Below are 23,591 nucleotides of genomic sequence, written 5' to 3'. Positions count from 1 at the left end.
TCAACATATCCAAACTGAACCGCTTTGCCGAAGCAAAGCCGCTTTATATGACATATATCCTTAAACCGATTTTCGTACTTGGCTGTCTGCTGCTGCTGATCAGTAGCCGGGCCCAGACTCTCTCCAGCCTGCCTCCGGGCGGAGACGATGGGTACCGGCTGTGGCTGAAGTACGACCTGATCGATGATGTTGCCAAACGACAGGCTTATGCCCGCGCTGCTCAGTTTATTGCCCTGACCGGATCAGGACCGGTTTTGCGGTCGGCGGCCGAAGAACTACAGACCGGTTTGCGCGGCCTGCTGGGCAAAACCGTTCCGATCATTAGCAGCGTTGGCAGCCGTACGGGCGGCATCGTGCTGCGCGCAGGTGCCCCAGCCGCCACCCCGCCCGCCAACCGCGAAGGTTACCAGATTGCCGCTGACCGCAACACCCTGACCATCTCCAGCCCGAGCGAGGCCGGGGTGCTCTACGGTGCGTTTGCCCTGCTGCGGCAGATGCAGACCCGCCAGCCGCTCGACGGGCTATCGCTGGCGAGCAGCCCGAAAGTACAGTACCGGATGCTGAACCACTGGGATAACGTAGACGGCACCATCGAACGGGGCTACGCCGGTGGGTCGCTCTGGAAATGGTACGAACTCCCCGAGCGAATCGACCCGCGCTACCGGGACTATGCCCGGGCCAACGCATCGCTTGGCATCAACGGTACCGTTATCAACAACGTCAACGCCAGCGCCCGCTTCATGACGGCCGAATACCTGCAGAAGGTTGCCGCCCTGGCCGCTGTTTTCCGGCCCTACGGCATTCGGGTTTATCTTTCGGTTTACTTTGCGGCCCCCAAAACGCTGGGTAAGCTCAAAACATCGGACCCGCTCGACCCCGAGGTGCGGAAATGGTGGAACGACAAGGTCAAAGAAATTTACCAGATTATTCCCGACTTCGGCGGTCTGCTGGTTAAGGCCAATTCGGAAGGTGAGCCGGGGCCGCAGGATTACGGCCGTACCCATGCCGACGGGGCCAATATGCTGGCCGAAGCCATGAAACCCTACGATGGCGTCGTTATCTGGCGGGCGTTCGTTTATAAGGCCGACCCCAAAGCCGATCGCTTCAGAGCAGCCCACGAAGAGTTTACCCCCCTGGATGGCCAGTTCGACCCCAAGGTGATCGTTCAGGTCAAGAACGGCCCCATCGATTTTCAGCCGCGCGAGCCGTTCTCGCCCCTGTTCGGCAGTATGCCCAAAACGCCACTGGGCATGGAGTTCCAGCTGACCCAGGAATACCTCGGCTTCGCTACCCACCTGGTCTACGAAGCGCCCCTCTTCAAAGAATGTCTGGATGCCGATACCTACGCCAGTGGCAAAGGCTCGACCGTAGCCAGGGTCATTGACGGCAGCCTGCACGGCTACCGGACCGACGGACCGTCCAGGACGCTGATGGCGGGGGTGGCCAATACCGGCTCGAACCTGAACTGGACGGGTCACCCCATGGCGCAGGCCAACTGGTACGCCTTTGGTCGGCTGGCCTGGGATCATACCCTCTCCGCCGAAGCCATTGCCCGCGAATGGATCGGCATGACGCTGACCCACAACCCGCAGGCCACCAGCCGAATTGCGAACCTGATGCTCCGATCGCGGGATATTTACGTCGACTATAACACCCCGATGGGGCTGAGCCGGCCCTGGACGGGGGTTCACTTTGCGCCCGAGCCCTGGCAGGCCCGCAGCCCGCGCCCCGACTGGACAGCCGTTTATTACCACCGGGCCGACTCGGTGGGAGTCGGTTTCGACCGGACGGCCACCGGCAGTAACGCCCTGGCGCAGTACCGACCTGAGGTACAGCAGCAATGGAACGACCCCGAGACCTGCCCACTGCCGTATCTGCTCTGGTTCCACCACGTGCCCTGGACCAAAAAACTGTCGACCGGCCGTACGCTGTGGGATGAGCTTTGCAACCGGTTCTACACCGGTGCCGACTCGGTACGCTGGATGCAGCAGGAATGGGCCGCGGTAAAACCCGCCCTCGACCCGGCCCTGCATGCCGACGTGGCAGCCCGGCTGGTTACGCAGCACCGGGAAGCCATCTGGTGGCGCGATGCGTGGGTACTTTACCTGCAAACCTTTGCCAAACAGCCCATTCCGGCTCCCTTCAAAAAGCCCGAACGGACCCTCGATGACGTTAAACAATCGGTCGAAACGTATCTGCTCCGGTAGTGACGACATGAGTGCATACAAGTAGGGCGGCCCCGTGACCGGCTTACTCAATCCTAAACCCCCAACCCCTTTTGATCATGACTCAGCCCGTTGAAAACTCGTTATCGAGACGAACTTTTTTGAAGGCCAGCGCCCAGGCAACCCTGTCGACAGCCATCATCGGCGGATTTCCAACCATTGTGCCCGCTTCGGTGCTGGGCAAAAACGCGCCGAGCAACCGGATCAACATCGGCGCCATTGGCACGGGCCGCATTTCCCGCGGCCACGATATGCCGGGTGTCTGGCAGTATGACAACGCGCTGATCATGGCCGTCTGCGACCTGGACAGCAAACGCGCCAACGAAGCCAAAACGCTCGTCAACGGCTTTTATACCAAAAAAACCGGCAAAGACTACGACGGCGTTCGGGTCTATACCGACTACCGTGAGCTGCTGAATAACAAAGACATCGACGCCGTTCTGGTCAGCACCCCCGACCATTGGCACGCGCCCATCGTGATCGATGCCGTACGGGCGGGCAAGGATGTGTACATGCAGAAACCCGCGTCGCTAACGATAGCCGAGGGCCGGATGATGGCCGATGCCGTTAAACAGTCGGGCCGTATTGTGCAGGTAGGCAGCCAGCAGCGCTCGTCGGAGCAGTTCCGGTATGCGGCCGAGCTGGTTCGCAACGGCCGAATCGGGCAGCTGAAAACGGTGTACGTCGGCCTCCCCGGCGACCCCGCGGGCGATGAGGAGCCGCAGATGCCCGTTCCTAAAAACCTGAATTATGACATGTGGCTGGGTACTACGCCCGAGGTCTATTACACCGAGAAGCGGGTGCATCCGCAGTCGGGATACGACCGGCCGGGCTGGCTCCGCTGCGAACAGTTCGGCGCCGGCATGATTACCGGCTGGGGCTCTCACCACATCGACTGTGCGCACTGGGCTATGAATACTGAACATACCGGCCCGGTCGAGATCTGGGGCAAAGCCGACTTCCCGAAGAGTGGCCTCTGGGATGTTCACGGGATCTTCCGCACGGAAGCCCTGTACGAAAATGGCGTTCGCATGATCGTGAGCAACGAAATTCCCAACGGTATCCGGTTCGAAGGCACCGAAGGCTGGGTGTTCGTATCGCGGGGCGACGGGGCGGTTACGGCCAGCGACCCGGTGGCGAAACAGAATGCGGCCAAAAAACTGGACGCCAGCGATCCCAAACTGCTGACGTCGGTCATTGGCCCCAACGAAACCCACCTGACCGTCAGCAAAGAGCACCACGGCAACTGGCTGGAGAGCGTGATCAGCCGGAAAGAGCCCATCGCGCCGGCCGAAATCGGGCACCGCTCGTGTAGTGCCTGCCTGCTCCATCAGGCCGCCATGAAGCTAAACCGCAAACTGTACTGGGACCCGAAGAAAGAGCAGTTCAAAAATGACCCCGAAGCCAATAAAATGCTCTCTCGTACGCAGCGGGCCCCGTACGCCATCAAAGCTATGGCCAGTAATAAAGCCCGTTAACGCCCTGCCCATGAACCGAACCCTAGTACTGGGCAGCCTGTGCCTGGCTACCCTATTTACCGCCTGTCAGTCTTCAGAGTCAACGGATAAAACCCGTACCGATACGAATACCATACGACTGATTACCCTCGACCCCGGCCATTTTCACGCGGCCCTGGTTCAGAAAACCATGTACGAAGGCGTAGACTCGACCGTTCGCGTCTACGCCCCCGACAGCCAGGGGAGCGGCCCGTCGGACCTGCAGCTGCACCTCGATAAAATTCAGGGATACAACAGCCGGGCCGACAACCCCACCCGCTGGAAAGAAGACGTGTACCGCGGTTCCGACTTCCTGGCCAACATGCTGGCTACCAAAGCCACCCCCGGCGATGTGGTGGTGATGGCGGGCAACAACCGGCTGAAGACCGATTACATCGCGCAGACCGTTGGAGCGGGGTTCAACGTGCTGGCCGACAAGCCTATGGTCATCAGCGCGTCGAACTTCGATAAGCTGAAAGACGCCTTCGCCACGGCCGGGCAGAAAAACGTGCTCTTATACGACATCATGACGGAGCGGTACGAAATCACGACCATGCTCCAGCGGGCTTTTTCGCAGCAGACGGCTCTGTTCGGTACGCTGGAGAAAGGCACCCCCGCCAACCCGGCCGTTACGAAAGAAAGCGTCCATCACTTCTACAAGAACGTATCGGGCAGTATTCTTACCCGACCGGCCTGGTTCATGGACGTGGCGCAGCAGGGCGAAGGCATCGTTGACGTGACCACCCACCTGGTCGACCTGGTTCAGTGGGCCTGTTTTCCGGAACAGTCGCTCGATTACCAGAAAGACATTCGGCTTACCTCGGCCCGGCGCTGGACAACGGACATGACGCTGAGCCAGTTCAAAGCCATCACCAAACAGGCCAGCTTCCCCGACTACCTGCGGAAGGATGTGGTCAAAGACAGCGTCTTGCGGGTCTACAGCAATGGCGAGATCAACTACCAGCTCCGGGGCGTTCATGCCAAAGTATCGGTCACCTGGGCCTACAAAGCTCCCGAAGGTGCCGGCGATACCCACTATTCGATCATGCGCGGCAGCAAGGCCAACCTGATTATCCGGCAGGGCGCCGAGCAGCAGTACAAGCCCACCCTCTACATTGAGCCCGTAGCCGGTAACAGCACTCTGGAAGCCTCTCTCAACAGCGTATTACCCGCCGTTCAGAAAGCGTATCCCGGCATCGACGTCAAAAAGACGGGCGCGGGCTGGGAGGTCGTTATTCCGGAGAAGTACAAGGAAGGTCACGAAGCCCACTTCGGCCGGGTCATGGAAAAATACCTGACGTACCTGAAAGCAGGATCGATGCCCGCCTGGGAAGTCCCCAACATGATCGCTAAATACTACACTACCACCCAGGCGCTCGAACTGGCTAAAAAAGCGCAGTAAGCGGATTGGCTTGCCAAATCTGGCAAGCCCAGAAACCCCACTCAGACCCAATGAATCAGATCCAGGATACCAACCGGCGCTCTTTTCTGAAGGAGTCGCTGACGACCGCAGCTGGTCTCGTTACCGGCACTTCCCTGTCTGCACAGACGCTGACAGCCTCCACCCAGCTGATCACCCAGTCGGGACCCGCTATCATCACGACGCCGAAAGCACCGCGAATCCGGTTTTCGGTCATTAAAATGAACCACGGCCATATTTACGGTCAGGTCGAAGCCGTTATCCGGGGCGGGGGTGAGCTGGTTTCGTTCTATGCACCGGAGCCGGACCTGGCAGCCGCCTTTGCCAAACGCTATCCCAATGCCAAACAGGCCAGCGATGAAAAAGCCATTCTGGAAGACAACTCGATTCAGCTGATTCTCAGCTCGGCAATTCCGGAAGAGCGCGCTCCGCTGGGTATTCAGGTGATGCGGCACGGGAAAGATTACATGGCCGACAAACCCGGTATCACCACCCTCGCCCAACTGGCCGAAGCGCGTAAGGTGCAGAAGGAAACCAAACGCATCTACTCGATCATGTACAGCGAACGGTTCGAGAACCGCGCTACCGTCAAAGCCGGTGAGCTGGTCAAAGCCGGGGCGATCGGTAACGTGGTGCAGACCATTGGCCTCGGCCCGCACCGGATGACCCCGAAATCGCGGCCCGACTGGTTCTTCGACAAAAAGAAGTTCGGCGGGATTATTTGCGACATCGGCTCGCACCAGTTCGACCAGTTTCTGTTCTTCACCAACTCGACCCAAGCCGACATCGTTGCGTCGCAGGTGGGCAACGTACACCATCCGCAGTATCCGAAATTCGAAGATTTCGGCGACGTCATGCTGCGTGGCGATGGCGGAACGGGCTACATCCGGGTCGACTGGTTCACCCCCGATGGACTCAAATCCTGGGGCGACGGCCGCCTGACTATTCTCGGCACAGAAGGCTTCATCGAAATTCGGAAGAACATCGATCCGGCCGGTCGCGAGGGGGGCAATCACCTCTTTATAACCGACAAGAAAGAAACCCGCTATCTCGATTGCAGCAAAGAACCGCTGCCCTACGGCGAGCAACTCGTAAACGATATTCTGAACCGGACCGAAACCGCTATGTCGCAGGAACATTGCTTCCTGGCCACCGAACTGGCACTCAACGCCCAGAAACAGGCCCGGCCGCTTACCCTGAAAAAATAAGCGCAGCCCAGTGCTGCCTCAAACACCCCAATTCTGGATCATCAATTAATTAGCTGGTAGTAAAATGGAATCCTTTGCAGAGACCCCCAATCAACAGGTTGCCGAACCGGCCGCCGATACACATATCCGCTTTGACCACGCGTTCTCCCTGGCCGGTAAGCTGGCCCTGATTACGGGCGGAGGCAGTGGCATTGGTTTCGATATTGCCCGCTGCATGGTCGACGCTGGTGCTACTGTGATCATCACCGGCCGCCGGGAGCAACCCCTCCGCGACGCCGTGGCCGCACTTACCGCCGATCGACCTACCCCCGCAGCCCATTACGTGGTCAACGACGTGACCGAGCGCGATCGGCTCGACGGACTGGTTGCCGACATCGAAACGACCTACGGACCTATCGATGTTCTGGTCAACAACGCCGGCATCAACATGAAAAAACCCGCGCTGGAAGTTACAGACGCCGACTTTGACCGGATTGTTCATACCAACCTCAACTCGGTATTCTCGCTGACCCGCGCGTGCGCCGGCCGGATGATCGAGCGCGGCACTGGCTCCATCATCATGATCTCGTCCATGGCGGCCTACTACGGTATTGACCGGGTGGTGGCTTACGCAGCTTCCAAGTCGGCGGTAGAAGGTATGGTTAAGGTGCTGGCGTCGGAGTTTTCGGGCAAAGGCGTTCGCGTCAATGCCATTGCGCCGGGATTTATCGAGACGGCCATGAGCAAAACCGCCATGGGGGGCGACCCCGACCGCTTCGCCCGCGCCATGCGCCGGACCCCGATGGGTAAATTCGGCAAACCCGAAGACATTGGCTGGGCCGCTGTTTTTCTGGCTTCTGATGCTGCCCGGTACGTTACCGGAGCCTCGCTCCCCGTCGATGGCGGCAACTCGATCGGCTTCTGATGCCTTGTCCTGACCAACCAGATTCATTATTCTCTTTCAGCGCATTACCATGAAAACCTCCATTCGTTTGTCGGTACTGCTGGGCGGTATGACCCTGCTGGGCGCGGGCCTGTCCTCGCACGTTCAGGCCCCCGAGCCAACCCTCAGGGATGCCTACAAAAACTATTTCCCGATTGGCGTAGCCGTAGCTCCCCGCACCCTGACCGGCCCCGAAGCCGACCTGGTCCGGCAGCAGTTCAGCAGCATCACCCCCGAGAATGCCATGAAGATGGGGCCTATCCACCCCGAAGAAAACCGGTACTTCTGGAAAGACGCCGACGCCATTGTCGACTTTGCGGTGCAGAACAAGATCAAAGTGCGCGGCCATACGCTGTGCTGGCACAACCAGACGCCCCGCTGGTTCTTTACCGACGCCGATGGGAAGCAGGTGAGCCGCGAGGTGTTGCTGGCTCGCCTGAAACAGCACATCAACGACGTTATGGGCCGCTACAAAGGCAAAATCTACGCCTGGGACGTCGTTAATGAAGCCGTGCCCGACACGGGTACCAGCCTGTACCGGAAGTCGAAATTCTACGAGATCATTGGGGAAGACTATATCGCCAAAGCCTTTGAATACGCCCACGAAGCCGACCCCGGTGCCCAGCTGTTTTACAACGATTATAACACCGAAAACGCATCGAAACGGGATCGGATCTACCAGATACTGAAGAAGCTGAAAGACAAAAAAGTACCTATCGATGGGGTTGGTCTGCAAGGCCACTGGTCTATCTACGAGCCTACCCCCCAGGAACTGGAAGAGTCGATCAATCGGTTTGCCAGCCTCGGCCTGAAGGTACAGGTTACCGAACTCGACATGTCGGTCTACCCGAAAGAGCACGAACGCCGGGCGCGGAAACCGACCGATGTCAGCGAGTTCACGCCCGAGATGGAGCAGAAACAGGTGGCACAGTATAAAATGCTGTTCGACCTGTTCCGCAAGCACAAAAAGACGCTGACCGGCGTAACCTTCTGGAACCTGTCGGACAAGTACTCCTGGCTCGACAACTTTCCGGTACCGGGCCGAAAAGATCACCCGCTGCTGTTCGATGAAAATTACCAGCCCAAAAAAGCCTATCAGAGCGTCGTAACGTTTTAAACGGTCGACCCGACGGGGTGGGATAAAAAACAGCAGTAAGCGCCAGAATTACGTAGTTTGCAGCCGAACGCACCGGTTTATCCCGCGTCGGTCCCGGATCAATGGTAGAACAGTATAAACAGCAGCATCCGTATCTGGTAGCCCTCGACTCCATCATTTTTGGCTTCGACGGCGAAAGCCTGAAGGTGCTGCTGGTGAAACGAGGCCTGGAAGAACAAACCTGGTCGCTCATGGGTGGCTGGCTGCAACCCGACGAAAGTCTGGAGCAGGCAGCCACCCGTATTCTGTTCGAACTGACCGGCCTGACCAACGTCTACCTCGAACAGCTCAACGCCTTCGGCGACCCGCAGCGCGACCCGATCGTCCGGACTGTGTCAGTCGCCTATTTCTCGCTGGTCAAAGTAGCCGACTACGCGTCGAAGCTGACCGAAGCGTTTCAGGCACGCTGGTTTTCGATCTACGACCTGCCGCCCCTGTTGTTCGATCATGGCGACATGGTCGACCTGGCCATTCGCCGATTGCGGTACAAAGCCGCCCTGCACCCCATCGGATTCGAATTGCTGCCCGAGAAATTTACCATTCCCCAACTCAAAAAGCTCTACGACGCGATTTATAACACCGAGTTCGACAAACGCAACTTCAGCCGCAAAATCCTGTCGACCAACCTGCTGATCAAGCTCGATGAAAAGCAGAAAGGATTCTCGAAACGGGGGGCCTTTTTCTACCAGGTCGACATGCCCCGATACCAGCAGCTGACCCACTCCCTGCTGAACGTTATCCCCAGCCCCGACGCTATCAGCTGGTAAAACCCTATCGCCAGGTTTACAGGCTAATTTCCCTAAAAATTAATACCTCTCGTTTTGACATTTACATTTTAAGTGTCAATTTTACACTCAATAATCAGCAGGAAGAAGAACCCCTGCAAACGAGCTGATTATCAATCATAATTATCAACTAACCAGTAACCAACTCCAGAACCATGGCAAACGTCACACTGGGTGATCAGGAATACTTTAAAGGCATCGGCGTCATTCCGTACGAAGGCGTTCAGTCGAAAAATCCGCTGGCTTTCAAATGGTACAACCCCGAGCTGATTGTTGGTGGCAAGTCGCTGCGCGATCACCTGCGCTTCGCTATCAGCTACTGGCATACCTTCACCGGAACCGGTGGCGATCCGTTCGGTCCGGGAACCCGCATTTTTCCGTGGGATCAGGACAGCGACGCCAACGTTCGGGCGCGACTCAAGATGGATGCCGCGTTCGAGTTCATCACCAAAATTGGGGCGCCCTACTACTGCTTCCACGACATCGACCTGGTTGACGAAGGTGACTCGGCCAGCGAGTACGAAAAACGGCTGCAGACAATTGTCGAGTACGCCAAGCAGAAACAACAGGCCAGTGGCGTGAAGCTGCTGTGGGGAACGGCCAACGCGTTCTCGAACCCCCGCTACATGAACGGCGCATCGACCAACCCCGATTTTGCGGTGGTAGCGTATGCCGGTACGCAGGTTAAAAACGCGCTCGACGCTACCATTGCTCTGGGTGGCGAAAACTACGTATTCTGGGGTGGTCGCGAAGGCTACATGTCGCTGCTGAACACCAACATGAAACGTGAGGTCGAGCACCTGGCCCAGTTCCTGACCATTTCCCGCGATTACGCCCGCAAGCAGGGCTTTACGGGAACGTTCTTCATTGAGCCGAAGCCGATGGAGCCTACCAAGCACCAGTACGACTATGACGCGGCTACCGTCATTGGCTTCCTGCGCCAGTACGGTCTGGAAAACGATTTTAAGCTCAACATCGAAGTAAACCACGCTACCCTGGCCGGTCATACATTTGACCACGAACTGCAGGTGGCCGCCGACGCCGACATGCTGGGCAGCATCGACGCGAACCGGGGCGATTACCAGAACGGCTGGGATACCGACCAGTTCCCGATCAACCTCTACGAACTGACCGAAGCCATGCTGGTTATTCAGCAGGCCGGTGGTATCAAGCCGGGCGGTATCAACTTCGACGCTAAAGTGCGCCGGAACTCGACCGACTTCGACGATCTGTTCATTGCTCACATCAGCGGTATGGATGCGTTTGCGCGGGCGTTTATCGTGGCCGACAAGATCCTGAAAGACTCCGATTATCTGGCATTCCGGAAAGAGCGATACGCGTCGTTCGACCAGGGCAAAGGCCAGGAGTTCGAGCAGGGCAAACTGACCCTCGAAGACCTGCGGAGCTATACGCTGGAGAACGGCGAGCCCCAGCTGCGCAGTGGCAAACAGGAGTGGCTGGAGAGCATCGTGAACCAGTACATCTAGGCACTACCATCCTCCTGATAAGCACAAACCCCGGCTGTACCAGGTACAGCCGGGGTTCGTGCTTATTGCGCTTTACCGTTGGGGGCTGGCTTCGGCGCGCTGCCGGTACCGCCCTTCGATTTTTTCTTTTTCTTCTTGTTGGTCCGGGTGGCGTATTTGGCGTCCAGCTTCTGCAAATCGCTGTTGAGCGCAGCCAGCGGTACGGCCTCTTTCTCGCCAACGGGCGTCAGGACATCGAACGACTCCGGGATAACACCCTTTTTGTTCAGCTCGACGATCTCCAGCACCCGCGCAATGGGCAGGGGGTGCCAGGTACTTTCGGCGCCATAGCCAAACCACATGAGCTTCCGGAAAATGTCGGTTTTCTGCAACCACGCCCGGCCTTTCTGCGTCTCCAGCGGTTTATCGATGGTCGGAATATCACGCAGCGCATCCATGTAGGTATCCAGCTCGTAATTCAGGCAACACTTCAGCCGGCCGCACTGCCCCGACAGTTTAGCCGGATTCAGCGACAGGTTCTGGTACCGGGCCGCCGAGGTGGCAATGTTCTTGAAATCGGTCAGCCAGGTTGAGCAGCACAGTTCACGACCGCAGGAGCCGATGCCCCCCAGCCGACCGGCTTCCTGACGCAGGCTGATCTGCCGCATCTCGATGCGGGCTTTGAACTCGCTGGCCAGCATTTTGATCAGCTCCCGAAAGTCGACCCGCTCCTCTGACGAATAGTAGAACGTAGCTTTCGTGTTATCGGACTGAAACTCGACGTCCGACAGTTTCATGTTGAGCTTCAGTTCACGCACGATCTCGCGCGAGCGATACAGGGCGGGCAGGTCGCGCAGTACCGCCTGTTCGTGCCGATCCATATCTTTCGGTGTAGCGATCCGGTGAATAACACGGGTGTCGTCGTTGATTTTGACGTTCCGCTTTTTCACCTGCAGGCGCACCAGTTCGCCCTGCATCGATACGGCCCCGACGTGGTAGCCCGACTGCATCTCTACCACCACGTAATCGCCGGTTGTCAGATCGAGCTGGTGAACGTTGCGGTAGTAGTCTTTACGGCCTCCTTTAAACTTTACTTCAACAACATCGTATTTTTTTGTGCCTGGCATGGCCACATCGCTCAGCCAGTCGAATGAATTCAGTTTGTTGCACCCCCCAGTGCTGCACCCACCGCTGCCGCAGCCTTTGGTAGCCGTTTTCTGCGGTTCTCCGCCCGGCCCCTCAGCCGCGCCACGCTGGGTTCCACACCCACCGGTCGCACAGGATTTACAAGACATAATATATATAGTTAGCAGCGATGAGTACCGAGCCACAGGCACCGGATGGCGTGTTTAGACCAACCCGTTCCGGCTCCGTATTCGTCGCTAGTCAGCGTACCGGATCAGGTCGAGCCCGATATCTTTCCGGTACTGTTTTCCCTCAAACTGCACCGTCCGGGCCGCTTCCTGCGACTTCCTGACGGCGTTTTCGAGCGAATTTGCCTGGGCTGTCAGCGCCAGTACCCGCCCTCCGTTGGTCAGTACATGACCGTTTTGCGCCAGCGTTCCCGCATGGAACGCGGTTACATCATCTAAACGATCCAAGTCCGAAATGATTTTACCTTTCTGGTACTCGTCCGGATACCCTCCCGATACCACCACCGTTGTTACCGCTGTCTGGGGCGAAACCTGCAGGGTTATCCTGTCCAGATCGCCCTCGGCCGTAGCAACCATCAGCTCTACCAGATCCGTCTGGATGCGGGGCAGCACGACCTCGGTCTCTGGATCACCCATTCGGGCGTTGTATTCGATCACATAGGGTTCGCCGTTGACTTTGATCAGCCCGACAAAAATGAAGCCCTGGTAACGGATACCCTCGCGCTGCAAACCCGCCAGCGTTGGTTTCACGACCTTCTCTTCAACTTTCCGCAGGAATGACTCATTGGCAAATACAACCGGCGAAACAGCTCCCATACCACCCGTATTAGGACCCGTATCGCCTTCGCCGATGCGTTTGTAATCTTTGGCTTCGGGCAGAATTTTGTAGTTCGTCCCGTCTGTCAGCACGAACAGCGACAGCTCGATGCCGCGCAGAAACTGCTCGACAACAACCTTGTTACCAGCCGCTCCGAATTTCCCGCCGAGCATATCGCGCAGGGTAGCCTGCGCTTCGGCTACGGTATCGGTAATGATAACCCCTTTGCCGGCTGCCAGGCCGTCGGCTTTCAGTACGATCGGCAGCGTATGGGTTTCCAGATAAGCCAGGCCAGCGTCGAGGGTTTCAGTCGTGAAGGTTTGCGAGGCCGCGGTTGGAATACCATGCCGGGCCATGAACGACTTCGAGAAGTCTTTGCTGCCTTCCAGCTGAGCGCCTTCGGCATCGGGCCCTACAATCCGTAACCCGGCCAGATCGGGCTGTTGCCGCAAAAAATCGACAATGCCTTTTACCAGGGGCTCTTCCGGCCCAACGATGAGCAGGTCGATCTGATGGTCACGGATGGCGGCTGCAACGGCTTCAAAATCGCTGTAACCGATGGTCAGGTTGGTGGCTACCAGCGCCGTACCAGCATTTCCCGGTGCCACAAAAAGCGTATCACACAAAGGGCTTTGGGCCAGCTTCCATGCAAAGGCATGTTCACGCCCGCCCGACCCAAGAATCAGAATATTCATTTATTGAAATGTATAATGAATAACGTACAATGATGAATAAAAGCAACAAGCAGGGCTCATTATACATTATTCATTTTTCATTATACATTAATTGGCAACTTCCGACAGGAACTTGATGCGCATCAAACGCAGGTCCTGCTCGGTAAAATCGTCACCACCGAACTCACGCATGGCAACGGCAATGTTATCGGTTTCAGCCCGCATAAAGTACTCATATATTTCGTCCTGCCGGTCTTCATCCATAACCTGGTTGATGTAGTAATCGAGGTTGAGCCGCGTACCGGAGTAGCAGATGTGCTCGATTTCTTCCATCAGGTCTTCCATCGAAAGCGATTTGGCTTCCGCAATCTCATCGAGGTCGACTTTGCGGTCGATCTGCTGGATGATAAAGATTTTTACTTTCGACTTGTTGACGGTCGATTTGATAACGACATCTTTAGCCGTCTCGATTTCGTTGTCCTCAACGTACTTGGTAATCAGCTCGATAAAAGGCCGACCAAATTTCTGCACCTTCCCCATCCCGACGCCATTGATCTGCGCCATCTCCTCGCGGGTGGTTGGGTAGGTCGTGGCCATCTCCTCCATAGACGGGTCCTGGAAGATGACGTACGGGGGCAGGTTTTTTTCTTTTGCTACTTTTTTCCGCAGCGCCTTCAGCAGACCAAGCAGCTCTTCATCGTAGGCAGCCCCGCCCGATGTGGGTGTGGTTTCGGCCTCGTGATCTTCTTTTTCGGGCTCCTGCTGATCGTAGTCGTGGTCTTTGGAGAGCGAAACCGGATACGGATCTTCGATGTAGTTGAGCCCGCGCTGGGTCAGTTTCAGAATCCCGTAGTTGTCAACGTCTTTTTCGATATAGCCGTAGATCGTGATCTGTTTCAACAACGAACACCAGAAGTCCGGGTTCTCGTTGAACTCACGGCCTTTGCCATAGACGTCGAGCCGATCATGCTCGTAGCTCGTTACGTACTGATTGCCCGTGGCGGTCAGCACGTCGGCCAGGTGCGCCACGTCGAATCGCTGATCGGTTTGCAGCACAGCCTGCAGCGCCAGGATGACCTCGTTCTGTACCTTGAATTTCTCGGTGGGCTTCATGCAGTTATCGCAGAAACCACAGTCCTTATCCAGAAACTCGCCAAAATAACCCAGCAACTGCCGACGGCGGCATACGCCCAGATTCGCGTACGACACCATTTCGGTCAGCAGGTGGCGGGCATTGTCGCGCTCGGTAACGGGCTTGTCTTTGTTAAACTTCTCCAGCTTGACGATATCGTCGTAGCTGTAGAACATGAGGCAGTTGCCTTCAAGCCCGTCGCGGCCGGCTCGCCCTGTTTCCTGGTAGTAACCCTCCAGCGATTTGGGCGCGTCATAGTGAATAACGAAGCGGACGTCGGGTTTATCGATACCCATCCCGAAGGCAATGGTGGCGCAGATGACGTCTACATCTTCGTTCAGGAAGGCATCCTGGTTATTCATCCGCGTCTGCGGATCTAGACCGGCATGATACGGAAGCGCCTTTACGTCATTGACATTGAGCAGCTCGGCAATTTCTTCAACGGTTTTGCGGCTGAGGCAATAGACGATTCCTGATTTTCCTTTGTGCTGCTTGATGTATTTGATCAGCTGCCGTTTGGCATCGGCTTTGGGCCGGATTTCGTAGTACAGATTCTTGCGGTTGAACGACGTCTTGTACAGGTTGGCGTCTTCCATCTGCAGGTTTTTCTGGATATCCAGCTGCACTTTGGGCGTTGCCGTAGCCGTTAACGCGATGACGGGCAGGTTGCCGATGTTATCGACAATACCCCGAATCTTGCGGTACTCCGGCCGGAAGTCATGACCCCATTCTGATATACAGTGGGCCTCGTCAATGGCGACAAACGAGATATTGGCTTTCTTCAAAAAATCCAAATTCTCTTCTTTCGTTAACGACTCCGGCGCTATATACAGGAGCTTCAATGTACCATTGAGCGTATCTTTCTTTACCTTGTTCATTTCTGCTTTCGAGAGCGTCGAATTCAGAAACTGGGCATTTACGCCAAAGGCATTCAGCTGGTCAACCTGATTCTTCATCAGGGCAATAAGGGGCGAAATAACGACAGCAGTACCCTCACTCACAATAGCGGGCAATTGATAGCACAGCGACTTGCCCGCGCCGGTGGGCATAATAACGAACGTATTGCGACCCGCCAGAATACTATGGATTATAGCTTCCTGGTCGCCCCGGAACTGGCTGTAACCGAAAATCTCTTTGAGCCGTTCTTTGAGGGTCGTGTAAACCGTCTGATCAACCTGCATCATTCTACAAATCGTACAAAAGTTACTTCACTTTAGGTGCTTGCCGTATCTTTGCTTTATAAAGTTAGCGAATATACGCGGCAAACCATTCCTGATTGCCAAAACCCATGCTGAAAGTAATAAAAAATCATAAAAGCATAGCCCGTACTGTACTGCAGGCAGAGGCCGACGCAATCCGTGAAGCGATCGACCGGCTCGACGACCAGTTCGATGCGGCTGTTGAGGCTATTTTGGCCCTCACAGGCCGCGTTGTCGTGTCTGGCGTGGGGAAAAGTGCGCTGATCGGTCAGAAGATTGTGGCCACTATGAACTCGACGGGCACCCCTGCCCTGTTCATGCACGCTGCCGATGCCATTCACGGCGATCTGGGCATGATCCAGACCAACGACCTGGTGCTTCTGATTTCGAAAAGTGGCAACACGGCCGAAATTAAAGGGCTGCTTCCTATGCTGCGCGATAAAGGAGTACGTATTATAGCAATGGTCAGTGAGCAGAATTCTACGCTGGCCCGGCAGGCCGACTACGTTCTCCACGCCTACGCGCCCGTTGAAGCCGATTCACTCAATCTGGCGCCTACCACCAGTACTACGGTGGCGCTGGCCCTGGGCGATGCGCTGGCCGTAAGTCTGCTGGAGGCTCGTGGGTTCACCCGGCAGGATTTTGCCCGCTATCATCCGGGCGGTTCGCTGGGCAAGCGATTGTTTTTAAAAGTTGCGGATATTTTTCCCCAAAACGGCTGTCCCCAGGTAAACGCCAATACCACAGTACGGGATATTATTTTCGAAATATCCGCTAAACGGCTGGGTGCCACGGCCGTAGTGGACGAAAACGGACAACTGGCGGGAATTGTGACCGACGGCGATATTCGCCGGACGGCTTCGGCTCACGATGCATTCTGGCAACTTACGGCGGCCGACATCATGACCCATTCGCCAAAATGCATTGATCCCGACGCTTATGCCGTTGACGCACTGAAAAGGATGCAGGAATATAACATTTCTCAGTTGGTAGTGACCCATAACGAGCGGGTTATGGGCTTTGTTCACCTGCATGACCTGCTGAAGGAGGGCATTGTCTAGCCACACAACACCCTTTCTGTTTAATCAAAAACCGGGATTGTTAAACAATATCCACAGTGTGCGTTCCACAAAATGTGGGAAAAAATCCACACTTCACAAGTTCACATATCAACGTATATACAATTGGCATCAAAATTAATGTCAATTAACTGTCTGATTATCAACAGTATTTACTACTAAGATGAAGTAGCTTAAGTATTTTAGCAAAGCTGGTTGCTTTTTTGTTTAATAGCTGTGTAAATTTGATTCAACAGGGATAAAACTTAAACAGCTATGACTGCGCTCGAATTCACTCATCATATTGGAAAAGTGTCCAAGTCGTTGCGCCCGTTCGCACTCCGGCTCACCAAAGACGTAGAAGATGCTAACGACCTGCTCCAGGATACGCTGCTGAAAGCTTTTACTAACCGTGATAAGTACACCGACGGAACTAACCTGAAAGCCTGGCTTTATACCATCATGAAAAATACGTTCATCACTAACTACCAACGGATGGTGCGTAAGAATACTTTCATTGATACAACTGACAACTTGCACTACATCAACTCGATGGAGAGCAGCACCGACAACCTGGCTTATTCGTCATTTGCGCAGGACGATATCAACCGGGCCGTCAACAGTCTCGACGATACATACCGGACCCCATTTATGATGCACTTCCGTGGTTTCAAATACCACGAGATCGCTGCAAAACTGGATATTCCTATCGGTACCGTGAAAAACCGGATTCACATTGCCCGTAAGGAATTGAAAGACCAGCTTAAAGTATACGCGCATTTTAACGCATAATCGCGATACTTTTCAGACTTTGTCTCGTCTTAGAGACATTGATTGAGTAGTTTTTGGTTAAAAAAGAGGAAGGTTCAAAAAAGTTGGATGGGTTTCCGTCCAACTTTTTTTTGCTACAAGGAGTTGCGGATAGGTACTCAGCGTGGAAATGTGCAACTTGGCACCCGTTCGCTGGATCGCTTACTTATTCGCATTACTTACCAATGTCCCAACGCGTTCTTGTGCTGGGAGCCGGTTTTGCCGGACTCTCTGCCGCCACTAGCCTCGCCGATCAGGGTTACGACGTTACCATCCTCGAAAAGAACAGTATGCCAGGTGGCCGGGCGCGGCTGTTCCAGGCAGAAGGCTACACCTTCGATATGGGTCCCAGCTGGTACTGGATGCCCGATGTATTCGATACCTATTTTGCCCGCTTCGGCAAACGAACAGCCGACTACTACAAACTCGTCCGGCTCGACCCGTCTTACAAAGTCGTCTTCGGCCCCGACGAAGCGGTTGACCTGCCGGCCGGTCTGCCTAATCTGGAAGCCCTGTTTGAGCAGTTCGAACCCGGCAGCGGGCCGCGGCTCCGCGAGTTTCTGAGCCAGGCCTCCTATAAATACAAGGTCGGTATGCAGAACTTCGTCTGGAAACCCAGCCGGTCGGTTACCGAATTTCTCAGCCTTAAACTCCTCTACGACGTTACTCGACTCGACGTATTTCAGTCCTTCGCTGTACACGCCCGTAAGTTTTTCTCGCACCCCCGACTGCTCGAAATCGTTGAGTTTCCGGTGCTTTTCCTGGGGGCTACGCCGGAGAACACGCCCGCCATGTACAGCTTGATGAACTATGCCGAAATGGCGCTGGGTACCTGGTATCCGATGGGTGGCATGCACGAGATCGTAAAGGCCATGGTTAGCCTGGCAGAAGAAAAAGGAGTGAAAATTCTGCTGAATCAGACTGTCCGGAAAATTGACATCGTCAACGGCCTGGCCAAACGAGTCGTAACCGATCAGGGCATATTTGAAACCGATGTGGTCGTGGCCGGTACGGATTACAACCACGTAGAAACCACCCTGGTTGATCCGGCCTATCGCAACTATGACGATGCCTACTGGCAAAAACGGGTCATGGCTCCGTCGTCACTGCTTTTCTACCTGGGTGTCAGCAAACGCTTACCCAAGCTGGAACACCATAACCTGTTCTTCGACGAGGACTTCAAGCAGCACGCTCACGAAATTTACGAGAACCCGCAATGGCCCAGTAAACCCCTCTTCTACGCGTCGGCCCCGTCAAAAACCGATCCCAGCGTAGCACCGGCTGGCTGCGAGAATCTCTTCCTGCTCATACCGGTAGCCCCCGATCTCACCGACGACGAAGCAACCCGGGCCCATTATTTCGAGATGATCATGGATCGGCTCGAAGCCTATGTGGGCGAAGATATTCGAAATTACATCGTTTATAAGCGCAGTTATGCCCACAGCGACTTCAAAAGCGACTACAACGCATTCCGGGGCAATGCGTACGGACTGGCCAACACACTCAAGCAAACCGCACTTTTAAAGCCATCGCTCAAGAACAAACGGGTGAACAATTTGTTCTACACGGGTCAACTGACGGTACCGGGCCCCGGAGTTCCGCCGTCGCTCATTTCCGGCCTGGTCGTCGCCAATGAGGTTGCTAAAGAATTTTCATAACTTGTCACCCTAACCTTCCGCTTTAAACCCGTATGATGGCATTGTTCAACAAGACCGCACTGGAATGCAGCAAGCTAATCACTGAGCATTACAGTACGTCGTTTACCTTGGGGATCAAGACGCTTGACCGCAAGTTCCACATGCCCATCTATGCCATCTATGGGTTTGTACGCTATGCCGATGAGATCGTGGATACGTTCCATGACTACGACAAGAAAACCCTCCTTGACCGGTTCAAACACGATACGTACCAGGCCATTCAGGAAAAAATAAGCCTGAACCCCGTGTTGCAGTCCTTCCAGCTGGTGGTGCGCCAGTACAAGATTGAGCACGAGCTGATCGATGCGTTTCTGCGCAGTATGGAAATGGACCTGTATCAGCAGGAATACGATGCCGAAGGGTATAACGAATACATTTACGGCTCGGCCGAGGTAGTCGGGCTCATGTGCCTGCGCGTCTTCTGCGAAGGCAACTGCGACGATTTTGACCGCCTGCGCGAGCCCGCCCGCAAGCTGGGAGCCGCCTTTCAGAAAGTAAACTTTCTGCGCGATCTCAAGAGTGATTATGTAGACCGGGGCCGGACTTATTTTCCGGGTATCGACTTCACGCAGTTCGGTCGCGATGCCAAAGCGCTTATCGAGAGCGACATCCAACGCGATTTTGACGAAGCCTACGTGGGTATCCTGAATTTGCCACGCGGTGCGCGCATGGGGGTTCATCTGGCCTATACGTATTACCAGACGCTGTTCAATAAAATCAAGCAGCTGCCGGCTTCGACCATCCAGAATGAGCGGATTCGGGTACCTAACCCGCAAAAACTGGCGCTCCTGGCCCAGACTTACCTGAAGTACCGACTGAATGTAATCTAAGGGCTTCGTCTGTTTTCGCTATCTTTGCCGGGAACTGCTTCTCTGTAATTATGGTAGCCGATGCGTCGCTTTCGCCGGAAATTCTTGCTCAGTACGAAGCCGTTGTCGGGCTGGAAGTGCATTGCCAATTGCTGACCAACAGCAAAATCTTCGCAGCCGACGCCAACGCCTTCGGAGCTGACCCCAACACCCATATCAGTGTCATTACGCTGGCCCACCCCGGCACGCTACCCCGCCTGAACCGAAAGGCGATCGAATATGCCGTACGGATGGGACTGGCCTGCGAGAGTACAATTACCCGCCACAATATTTTTGCCCGGAAAAATTACTTCTATCCCGATCTTCCGAAAGGCTATCAGCTCTCTCAGGATAAAGGACCCATCTGCGTAGGCGGAGGCATTCCGGTAAAAGCCAAAGACCCGGCTACGGGACAGCCGTACGATACGACGATTCAGCTCCACCATATTCACCTCGAGGAAGACGCCGGAAAAAGTATTCACGATGCCGACCCGACGGCTACCTGCCTGGATTACAACCGCGCCGGTACGCCCCTGATCGAGATGGTAACCGAGCCCTGCATCCGCACGGCCGACGAAGCTGGCCAGTTTCTGACCGAAGTTCGCCGGCTGGTGCGCTACCTCGACATCTGCGATGGCAACATGGAAGAAGGTTCGCTGCGCTGCGACGTAAATGTTTCGATCAGGCCTCGGGGTGCTACGCACTTAGGCACGAAGGTTGAAGTGAAAAACCTGAACTCGATTCGTAACGTGATGCGGGCCGTTGATGCCGAATTTCGGCGGCAGGTCGAGGTCACCGAGGCAGGCGGGTATATCGGGCAGGAAACGCGCACGTTCGATGCCGCAACGGGCCGCAGCTACGCCATGCGCGAAAAAGAAACGATGAACGACTACCGCTACTTCCCGGACCCCGATCTCACCCCGGTCGTGATTCAGGATGCGTGGCTGGCCGACATTCAGGCCAATATGCCGATGTTGCCCGCCGAGTGGTACCATAAATTTACTACCCAGTACAACTTACCGGACTATGATGCGGCCCTGCTGACCGATGCCAAAGAACTGGCCGAATATTACGAAGCCGTTTGTCAGCATACGAGCAATTACAAGGCCGCATCGAACTGGATTATGGGGCCGGTCAAGGGCCAGCTCAATGAAAAGACGCTGCGCGATCGGCAGTTTCCGGTATCGGCGGTGCAGCTGGCGGCCCTGATCACCCTCATCGACAACGGCACCGTTAGCCAAACCGCAGCGCAACAGGTGTTTGGGCTGATGCAGGAGCAACCCGGCATACCACCCGCCGAACTGGCTCAGCAGCATGGACTGGTACAGAATCGCAATACCGACGCCTTGAAAACGTTGGTAGAAGAGGTACTGGCAGCCTGGCCCGACAAAGTAGATCAGTACCGAAAAGGCAAGAAAAACCTGCTGGGTATGTTCGTTGGCGAAGTCATGAAAAAATCAAAAGGCTCGGCCGATCCGAAGCTAGTGAACGAGTTAGTCGTGAAGACATTACAAACAACATGAAAAAACTGCTTTTTGGCGTTACAAGCCTGTTGGCCCTGAGTACGGTTGCTTTCGCGCAACAGAAGTCGTTCACCGTTATGGGCAAGGTGAACAAAGCCGCCCCCGGTAGCTACGTTTACCTGGAGGCCAACAGCCAGCCTACCCGCAAGCTCGACTCAGCTAAGGTTGAAGCCGGCAACACCTTTACCATGACCCACCCCGTTGTTGACGGGGGCGAGGTGTTCGTCCTGAACACGGGCGGGGGCCAGAAACTGGCTCTCCTGGCCGAAGGGGGCGAAACGCTGAATGTCGTTGCCGATGGATTCCGGATGGACGCCAAAACCGGCCAGCCCGGCAAAGCAACCGTTACCGGCTCCAAAAACATGGAGTATTACGACAAGCTGATGACGCTCCGTACCGATATGGAAGCTAAAGTGGCTAACTGGAACAAGCAGGTAGCCGCAGCCACTGAGAAAAAAGACAACAAACGCATCGCTCAGATCGAGCAGGACTATACAGCCGCCGAGGCCGAGGTTGTCAATAAAGTGAAAGCCATGCTGCCCGAAATGGGCACGTCGCTGGTGTCGCTCTTTGCGCTGAACTTTATCAATATCGATACCGACTTTGCCACCTACGATGAGCTGGCCAAACGGTTTGAGAAAGAGAACCCCAACAGCCCCCACGCCAAATCGCTTATCGGTCGCGTGGCCCGGATCAAAGGCCTGATGGTTGGTTCGCCAGCGCCCGAAATCGCCCTCAGCGACACCGCCGGTACCGTTGTTCCGCTGTCGTCACTGCGGGGTAAGTACGTTCTGATTGATTTCTGGGCATCGTGGTGCGGTCCGTGCCGTAACGAAAACCCCAATGTGGTTCGGATGTATAACAAGTTCAAAGACAAAGGCTTCACGATCTACAGCGTTTCGCTCGATCAGGCTAAAGCCAACTGGACCCGCGCCATTCGGAACGATAACCTTACCTGGACCCACGTGTCGGACCTGAAGTTCTGGCAGTCGGCTGCGGCTCAGCAATACGGAGTACAGGCCATTCCGGCCACGTTCCTGCTCGATAAAGACGGAAAAATCATCGCCAAGAATCTTCGCGGACCGGCGCTGGAGCAGAAACTCGAAGAAATTCTAAAATAAGAGAAGACACGGCATAGCCGGAAGCGATTTCTTCCGGCTATGCGTGTTATTACCCACCCCTCCCTTCCTATGAAAATTGCGATTGTTGGCTGCGGCAACATGGGTATGGCTTTTGCCAAATCGTTTGTCCAGTATAATCTGGTCAGTCAGGACGATCTGCTGCTGATCGAAAAAAGCGCCGACCGCTCCGAGGCTCTTCGTGCCGAGAAAGCGGGGGTAGTGGTTGACACGATCAGCCACCGCGTTGGCGAAGCCGACCTGATTATTCTTTCGGTTAAACCACAGGATTTTAACGGCGTACATGAATCGCTGCGGGGCGTTATGCAACCTCGCCAGGTGGTGTTGTCTATCATGGCCGGTATTCCGATTGCGCAGATTCAGGAGAAGCTGAATCACCCGCTGGTCGTTCGGGCCATGCCCAATACACCAGCCATGCTCGGCATGGGCATTACCGGCTTTACGGCCGCCAAAGAAGTAGACCTGGCCAACCTGCGCCGGGTCGAAAACCTCATCAACGCCACCGGTCGTTCTATCTTTCTGGAAGATGAAGCCATGCTCGATGCCGTAACGGCACTCAGCGGCTCGGGTCCGGCCTATTTCTATTACGTGGTCAAGGCCATGATTGAAGCCGGCAGGCAGATGGGCTTCGACGATGCAGTAGCGGCTCTGCTGGTTAAACAGACCATGCTGGGTTCCTACCACCTGATCAACACCGCCGACAAATCGCTCGATGAACTGATTAAAGCGGTGGCATCTAAAGGCGGCACAACCGAAGCCGCCCTTCGGCAGTTTGAGCAGGGCGCTCTATCAGACACCCTGGTTGCCGGCATTAAAGCCGCCCAGGTCCGGGCTACGGAGCTATCTAAAGGGTAGTTTTACT

Annotated in this window: 18 protein-coding genes; 15 read left to right on the top strand and 3 right to left on the bottom strand. The window is 55.4% G+C overall.

Annotated elements, in window-relative coordinates; all coding sequences use genetic code 11:
• Positions 1 to 47 precede the first annotated feature (47 nt).
• From EQG79_RS20115 to xylA, 8 genes are all read left to right on the top strand, one after another.
• Positions 48 to 2,207, top strand: coding sequence for an alpha-glucuronidase family glycosyl hydrolase (locus EQG79_RS20115; protein ID WP_129603470.1), 2,160 nt, complete (start codon positions 48 to 50; stop codon positions 2,205 to 2,207).
• Between the two features lie 77 nt (positions 2,208 to 2,284).
• The gene (locus EQG79_RS20110; RefSeq protein WP_129603468.1) at positions 2,285 to 3,703 is read left to right on the top strand and encodes a Gfo/Idh/MocA family protein; all 1,419 of its coding nucleotides are present in this window, start codon (positions 2,285 to 2,287) and stop codon (positions 3,701 to 3,703) included.
• 10 nt (positions 3,704 to 3,713) lie between these two features.
• The gene (locus EQG79_RS20105) at positions 3,714 to 5,123 is read left to right on the top strand and encodes a putative oxidoreductase C-terminal domain-containing protein (RefSeq protein ID WP_129603466.1); all 1,410 of its coding nucleotides are present in this window, start codon (positions 3,714 to 3,716) and stop codon (positions 5,121 to 5,123) included.
• A 50-nt stretch (positions 5,124 to 5,173) separates the two neighbouring features.
• On the top strand, positions 5,174 to 6,349 hold the full coding sequence (locus EQG79_RS20100; protein ID WP_129603464.1) for a Gfo/Idh/MocA family protein: 1,176 nt from the start codon (positions 5,174 to 5,176) through the stop codon (positions 6,347 to 6,349).
• Positions 6,350 to 6,413: 64 nt separating this feature from the next.
• The gene (locus tag EQG79_RS20095) at positions 6,414 to 7,253 is read left to right on the top strand and encodes an SDR family NAD(P)-dependent oxidoreductase (protein WP_129603462.1); all 840 of its coding nucleotides are present in this window, start codon (positions 6,414 to 6,416) and stop codon (positions 7,251 to 7,253) included.
• Positions 7,254 to 7,341: 88 nt separating this feature from the next.
• Entirely contained in the window at positions 7,342 to 8,388 is a 1,047-nt protein-coding gene (locus EQG79_RS20090) for an endo-1,4-beta-xylanase (protein WP_369822677.1), read from the top strand.
• Positions 8,389 to 8,489: 101 nt separating this feature from the next.
• Complete coding sequence (locus EQG79_RS20085) at positions 8,490 to 9,194, top strand: NUDIX hydrolase (protein ID WP_077919368.1); 705 nt, start codon at positions 8,490 to 8,492, stop codon at positions 9,192 to 9,194.
• Between the two features lie 173 nt (positions 9,195 to 9,367).
• On the top strand, positions 9,368 to 10,699 hold the full coding sequence (xylA, locus tag EQG79_RS20080; RefSeq protein ID WP_129603460.1) for a xylose isomerase: 1,332 nt from the start codon (positions 9,368 to 9,370) through the stop codon (positions 10,697 to 10,699).
• Between the two features lie 62 nt (positions 10,700 to 10,761).
• On the opposite strand, the gene EQG79_RS20075 is transcribed toward xylA, so the two are convergent.
• The 3 genes from EQG79_RS20075 to recQ form a co-directional block, all read right to left on the bottom strand.
• On the bottom strand, positions 10,762 to 11,973 hold the full coding sequence (locus tag EQG79_RS20075; protein ID WP_240699403.1) for a PSP1 domain-containing protein: 1,212 nt from the start codon (positions 11,971 to 11,973) through the stop codon (positions 10,762 to 10,764).
• A gap of 87 nt (positions 11,974 to 12,060) precedes the next feature.
• Positions 12,061 to 13,344 carry a phosphoribosylamine--glycine ligase gene (purD, locus tag EQG79_RS20070; protein ID WP_129603458.1) on the bottom strand — a complete coding sequence of 428 codons (1,284 nt, stop codon included), beginning with the start codon at positions 13,342 to 13,344 and terminating at the stop codon, positions 12,061 to 12,063.
• An 87-nt stretch (positions 13,345 to 13,431) separates the two neighbouring features.
• Complete coding sequence (gene recQ / locus EQG79_RS20065) at positions 13,432 to 15,639, bottom strand: DNA helicase RecQ (RefSeq protein WP_077919372.1); 2,208 nt, start codon at positions 15,637 to 15,639, stop codon at positions 13,432 to 13,434.
• A 107-nt stretch (positions 15,640 to 15,746) separates the two neighbouring features.
• Between recQ and EQG79_RS20060 the strand changes: the two genes are divergently transcribed.
• From EQG79_RS20060 to proC, 7 genes are all read left to right on the top strand, one after another.
• Positions 15,747 to 16,715 (top strand): KpsF/GutQ family sugar-phosphate isomerase, encoded by a 969-nt coding sequence (locus EQG79_RS20060; protein ID WP_129603566.1) that lies wholly within the window; start codon positions 15,747 to 15,749, stop codon positions 16,713 to 16,715.
• Between the two features lie 273 nt (positions 16,716 to 16,988).
• On the top strand, positions 16,989 to 17,504 hold the full coding sequence (locus tag EQG79_RS20055) for an RNA polymerase sigma factor (protein WP_077919373.1): 516 nt from the start codon (positions 16,989 to 16,991) through the stop codon (positions 17,502 to 17,504).
• A gap of 203 nt (positions 17,505 to 17,707) precedes the next feature.
• Positions 17,708 to 19,180 carry a phytoene desaturase family protein gene (locus EQG79_RS20050; protein ID WP_129603445.1) on the top strand — a complete coding sequence of 491 codons (1,473 nt, stop codon included), beginning with the start codon at positions 17,708 to 17,710 and terminating at the stop codon, positions 19,178 to 19,180.
• A gap of 32 nt (positions 19,181 to 19,212) precedes the next feature.
• Positions 19,213 to 20,049: a phytoene/squalene synthase family protein gene (locus EQG79_RS20045; RefSeq protein WP_077919375.1), complete on the top strand. Its 837-nt coding sequence runs from the start codon at positions 19,213 to 19,215 to the stop codon at positions 20,047 to 20,049.
• 50 nt (positions 20,050 to 20,099) lie between these two features.
• Entirely contained in the window at positions 20,100 to 21,590 is a 1,491-nt protein-coding gene (gene gatB / locus EQG79_RS20040; protein ID WP_129603443.1) for an Asp-tRNA(Asn)/Glu-tRNA(Gln) amidotransferase subunit GatB, read from the top strand.
• Positions 21,587 to 22,711, top strand: a complete 1,125-nt coding sequence (locus EQG79_RS20035; protein WP_129603441.1) for a TlpA disulfide reductase family protein — start codon at positions 21,587 to 21,589, stop codon at positions 22,709 to 22,711. Before gatB ends, EQG79_RS20035 begins: the two co-directional genes overlap by 4 nt.
• A gap of 69 nt (positions 22,712 to 22,780) precedes the next feature.
• The gene (gene proC, locus EQG79_RS20030; RefSeq protein WP_077919378.1) at positions 22,781 to 23,584 is read left to right on the top strand and encodes a pyrroline-5-carboxylate reductase; all 804 of its coding nucleotides are present in this window, start codon (positions 22,781 to 22,783) and stop codon (positions 23,582 to 23,584) included.
• The last annotated feature ends 7 nt before the right edge of the window (positions 23,585 to 23,591 follow it).

Source organism: Spirosoma sordidisoli, assembly GCF_004138325.1.
Taxonomy (GTDB): Bacteria; Bacteroidota; Bacteroidia; order Cytophagales; family Spirosomataceae; genus Spirosoma; species Spirosoma sordidisoli.
Note: the sequence above shows the minus strand (reverse complement) of the source record. Positions and strands in the feature narration are given on the sequence as shown.

Bases quoted from the DNA above. Each gene is read 5' to 3' on its own strand.
- EQG79_RS20115 (WP_129603470.1), top strand. From the start codon at position 48: ATGACATATATCCTTAAACCGATTTTCGTACTTGGCTGTCTGCTGCTG.
- EQG79_RS20110 (WP_129603468.1), top strand. From the start codon at position 2,285: ATGACTCAGCCCGTTGAAAACTCGTTATCGAGACGAACTTTTTTGAAG.
- EQG79_RS20105 (WP_129603466.1), top strand. From the start codon at position 3,714: ATGAACCGAACCCTAGTACTGGGCAGCCTGTGCCTGGCTACCCTATTT.
- EQG79_RS20100 (WP_129603464.1), top strand. From the start codon at position 5,174: ATGAATCAGATCCAGGATACCAACCGGCGCTCTTTTCTGAAGGAGTCG.
- EQG79_RS20095 (WP_129603462.1), top strand. From the start codon at position 6,414: ATGGAATCCTTTGCAGAGACCCCCAATCAACAGGTTGCCGAACCGGCC.
- EQG79_RS20090 (WP_369822677.1), top strand. From the start codon at position 7,342: ATGACCCTGCTGGGCGCGGGCCTGTCCTCGCACGTTCAGGCCCCCGAG.
- EQG79_RS20085 (WP_077919368.1), top strand. From the start codon at position 8,490: ATGGTAGAACAGTATAAACAGCAGCATCCGTATCTGGTAGCCCTCGAC.
- xylA (WP_129603460.1), top strand. From the start codon at position 9,368: ATGGCAAACGTCACACTGGGTGATCAGGAATACTTTAAAGGCATCGGC.
- EQG79_RS20075 (WP_240699403.1), bottom strand. From the start codon at position 11,973: ATGTCTTGTAAATCCTGTGCGACCGGTGGGTGTGGAACCCAGCGTGGC.
- purD (WP_129603458.1), bottom strand. From the start codon at position 13,344: ATGAATATTCTGATTCTTGGGTCGGGCGGGCGTGAACATGCCTTTGCA.
- recQ (WP_077919372.1), bottom strand. From the start codon at position 15,639: ATGATGCAGGTTGATCAGACGGTTTACACGACCCTCAAAGAACGGCTC.
- EQG79_RS20055 (WP_077919373.1), top strand. From the start codon at position 16,989: ATGACTGCGCTCGAATTCACTCATCATATTGGAAAAGTGTCCAAGTCG.
- EQG79_RS20050 (WP_129603445.1), top strand. From the start codon at position 17,708: ATGTCCCAACGCGTTCTTGTGCTGGGAGCCGGTTTTGCCGGACTCTCT.
- EQG79_RS20045 (WP_077919375.1), top strand. From the start codon at position 19,213: ATGATGGCATTGTTCAACAAGACCGCACTGGAATGCAGCAAGCTAATC.
- gatB (WP_129603443.1), top strand. From the start codon at position 20,100: ATGGTAGCCGATGCGTCGCTTTCGCCGGAAATTCTTGCTCAGTACGAA.
- EQG79_RS20035 (WP_129603441.1), top strand. From the start codon at position 21,587: ATGAAAAAACTGCTTTTTGGCGTTACAAGCCTGTTGGCCCTGAGTACG.
- proC (WP_077919378.1), top strand. From the start codon at position 22,781: ATGAAAATTGCGATTGTTGGCTGCGGCAACATGGGTATGGCTTTTGCC.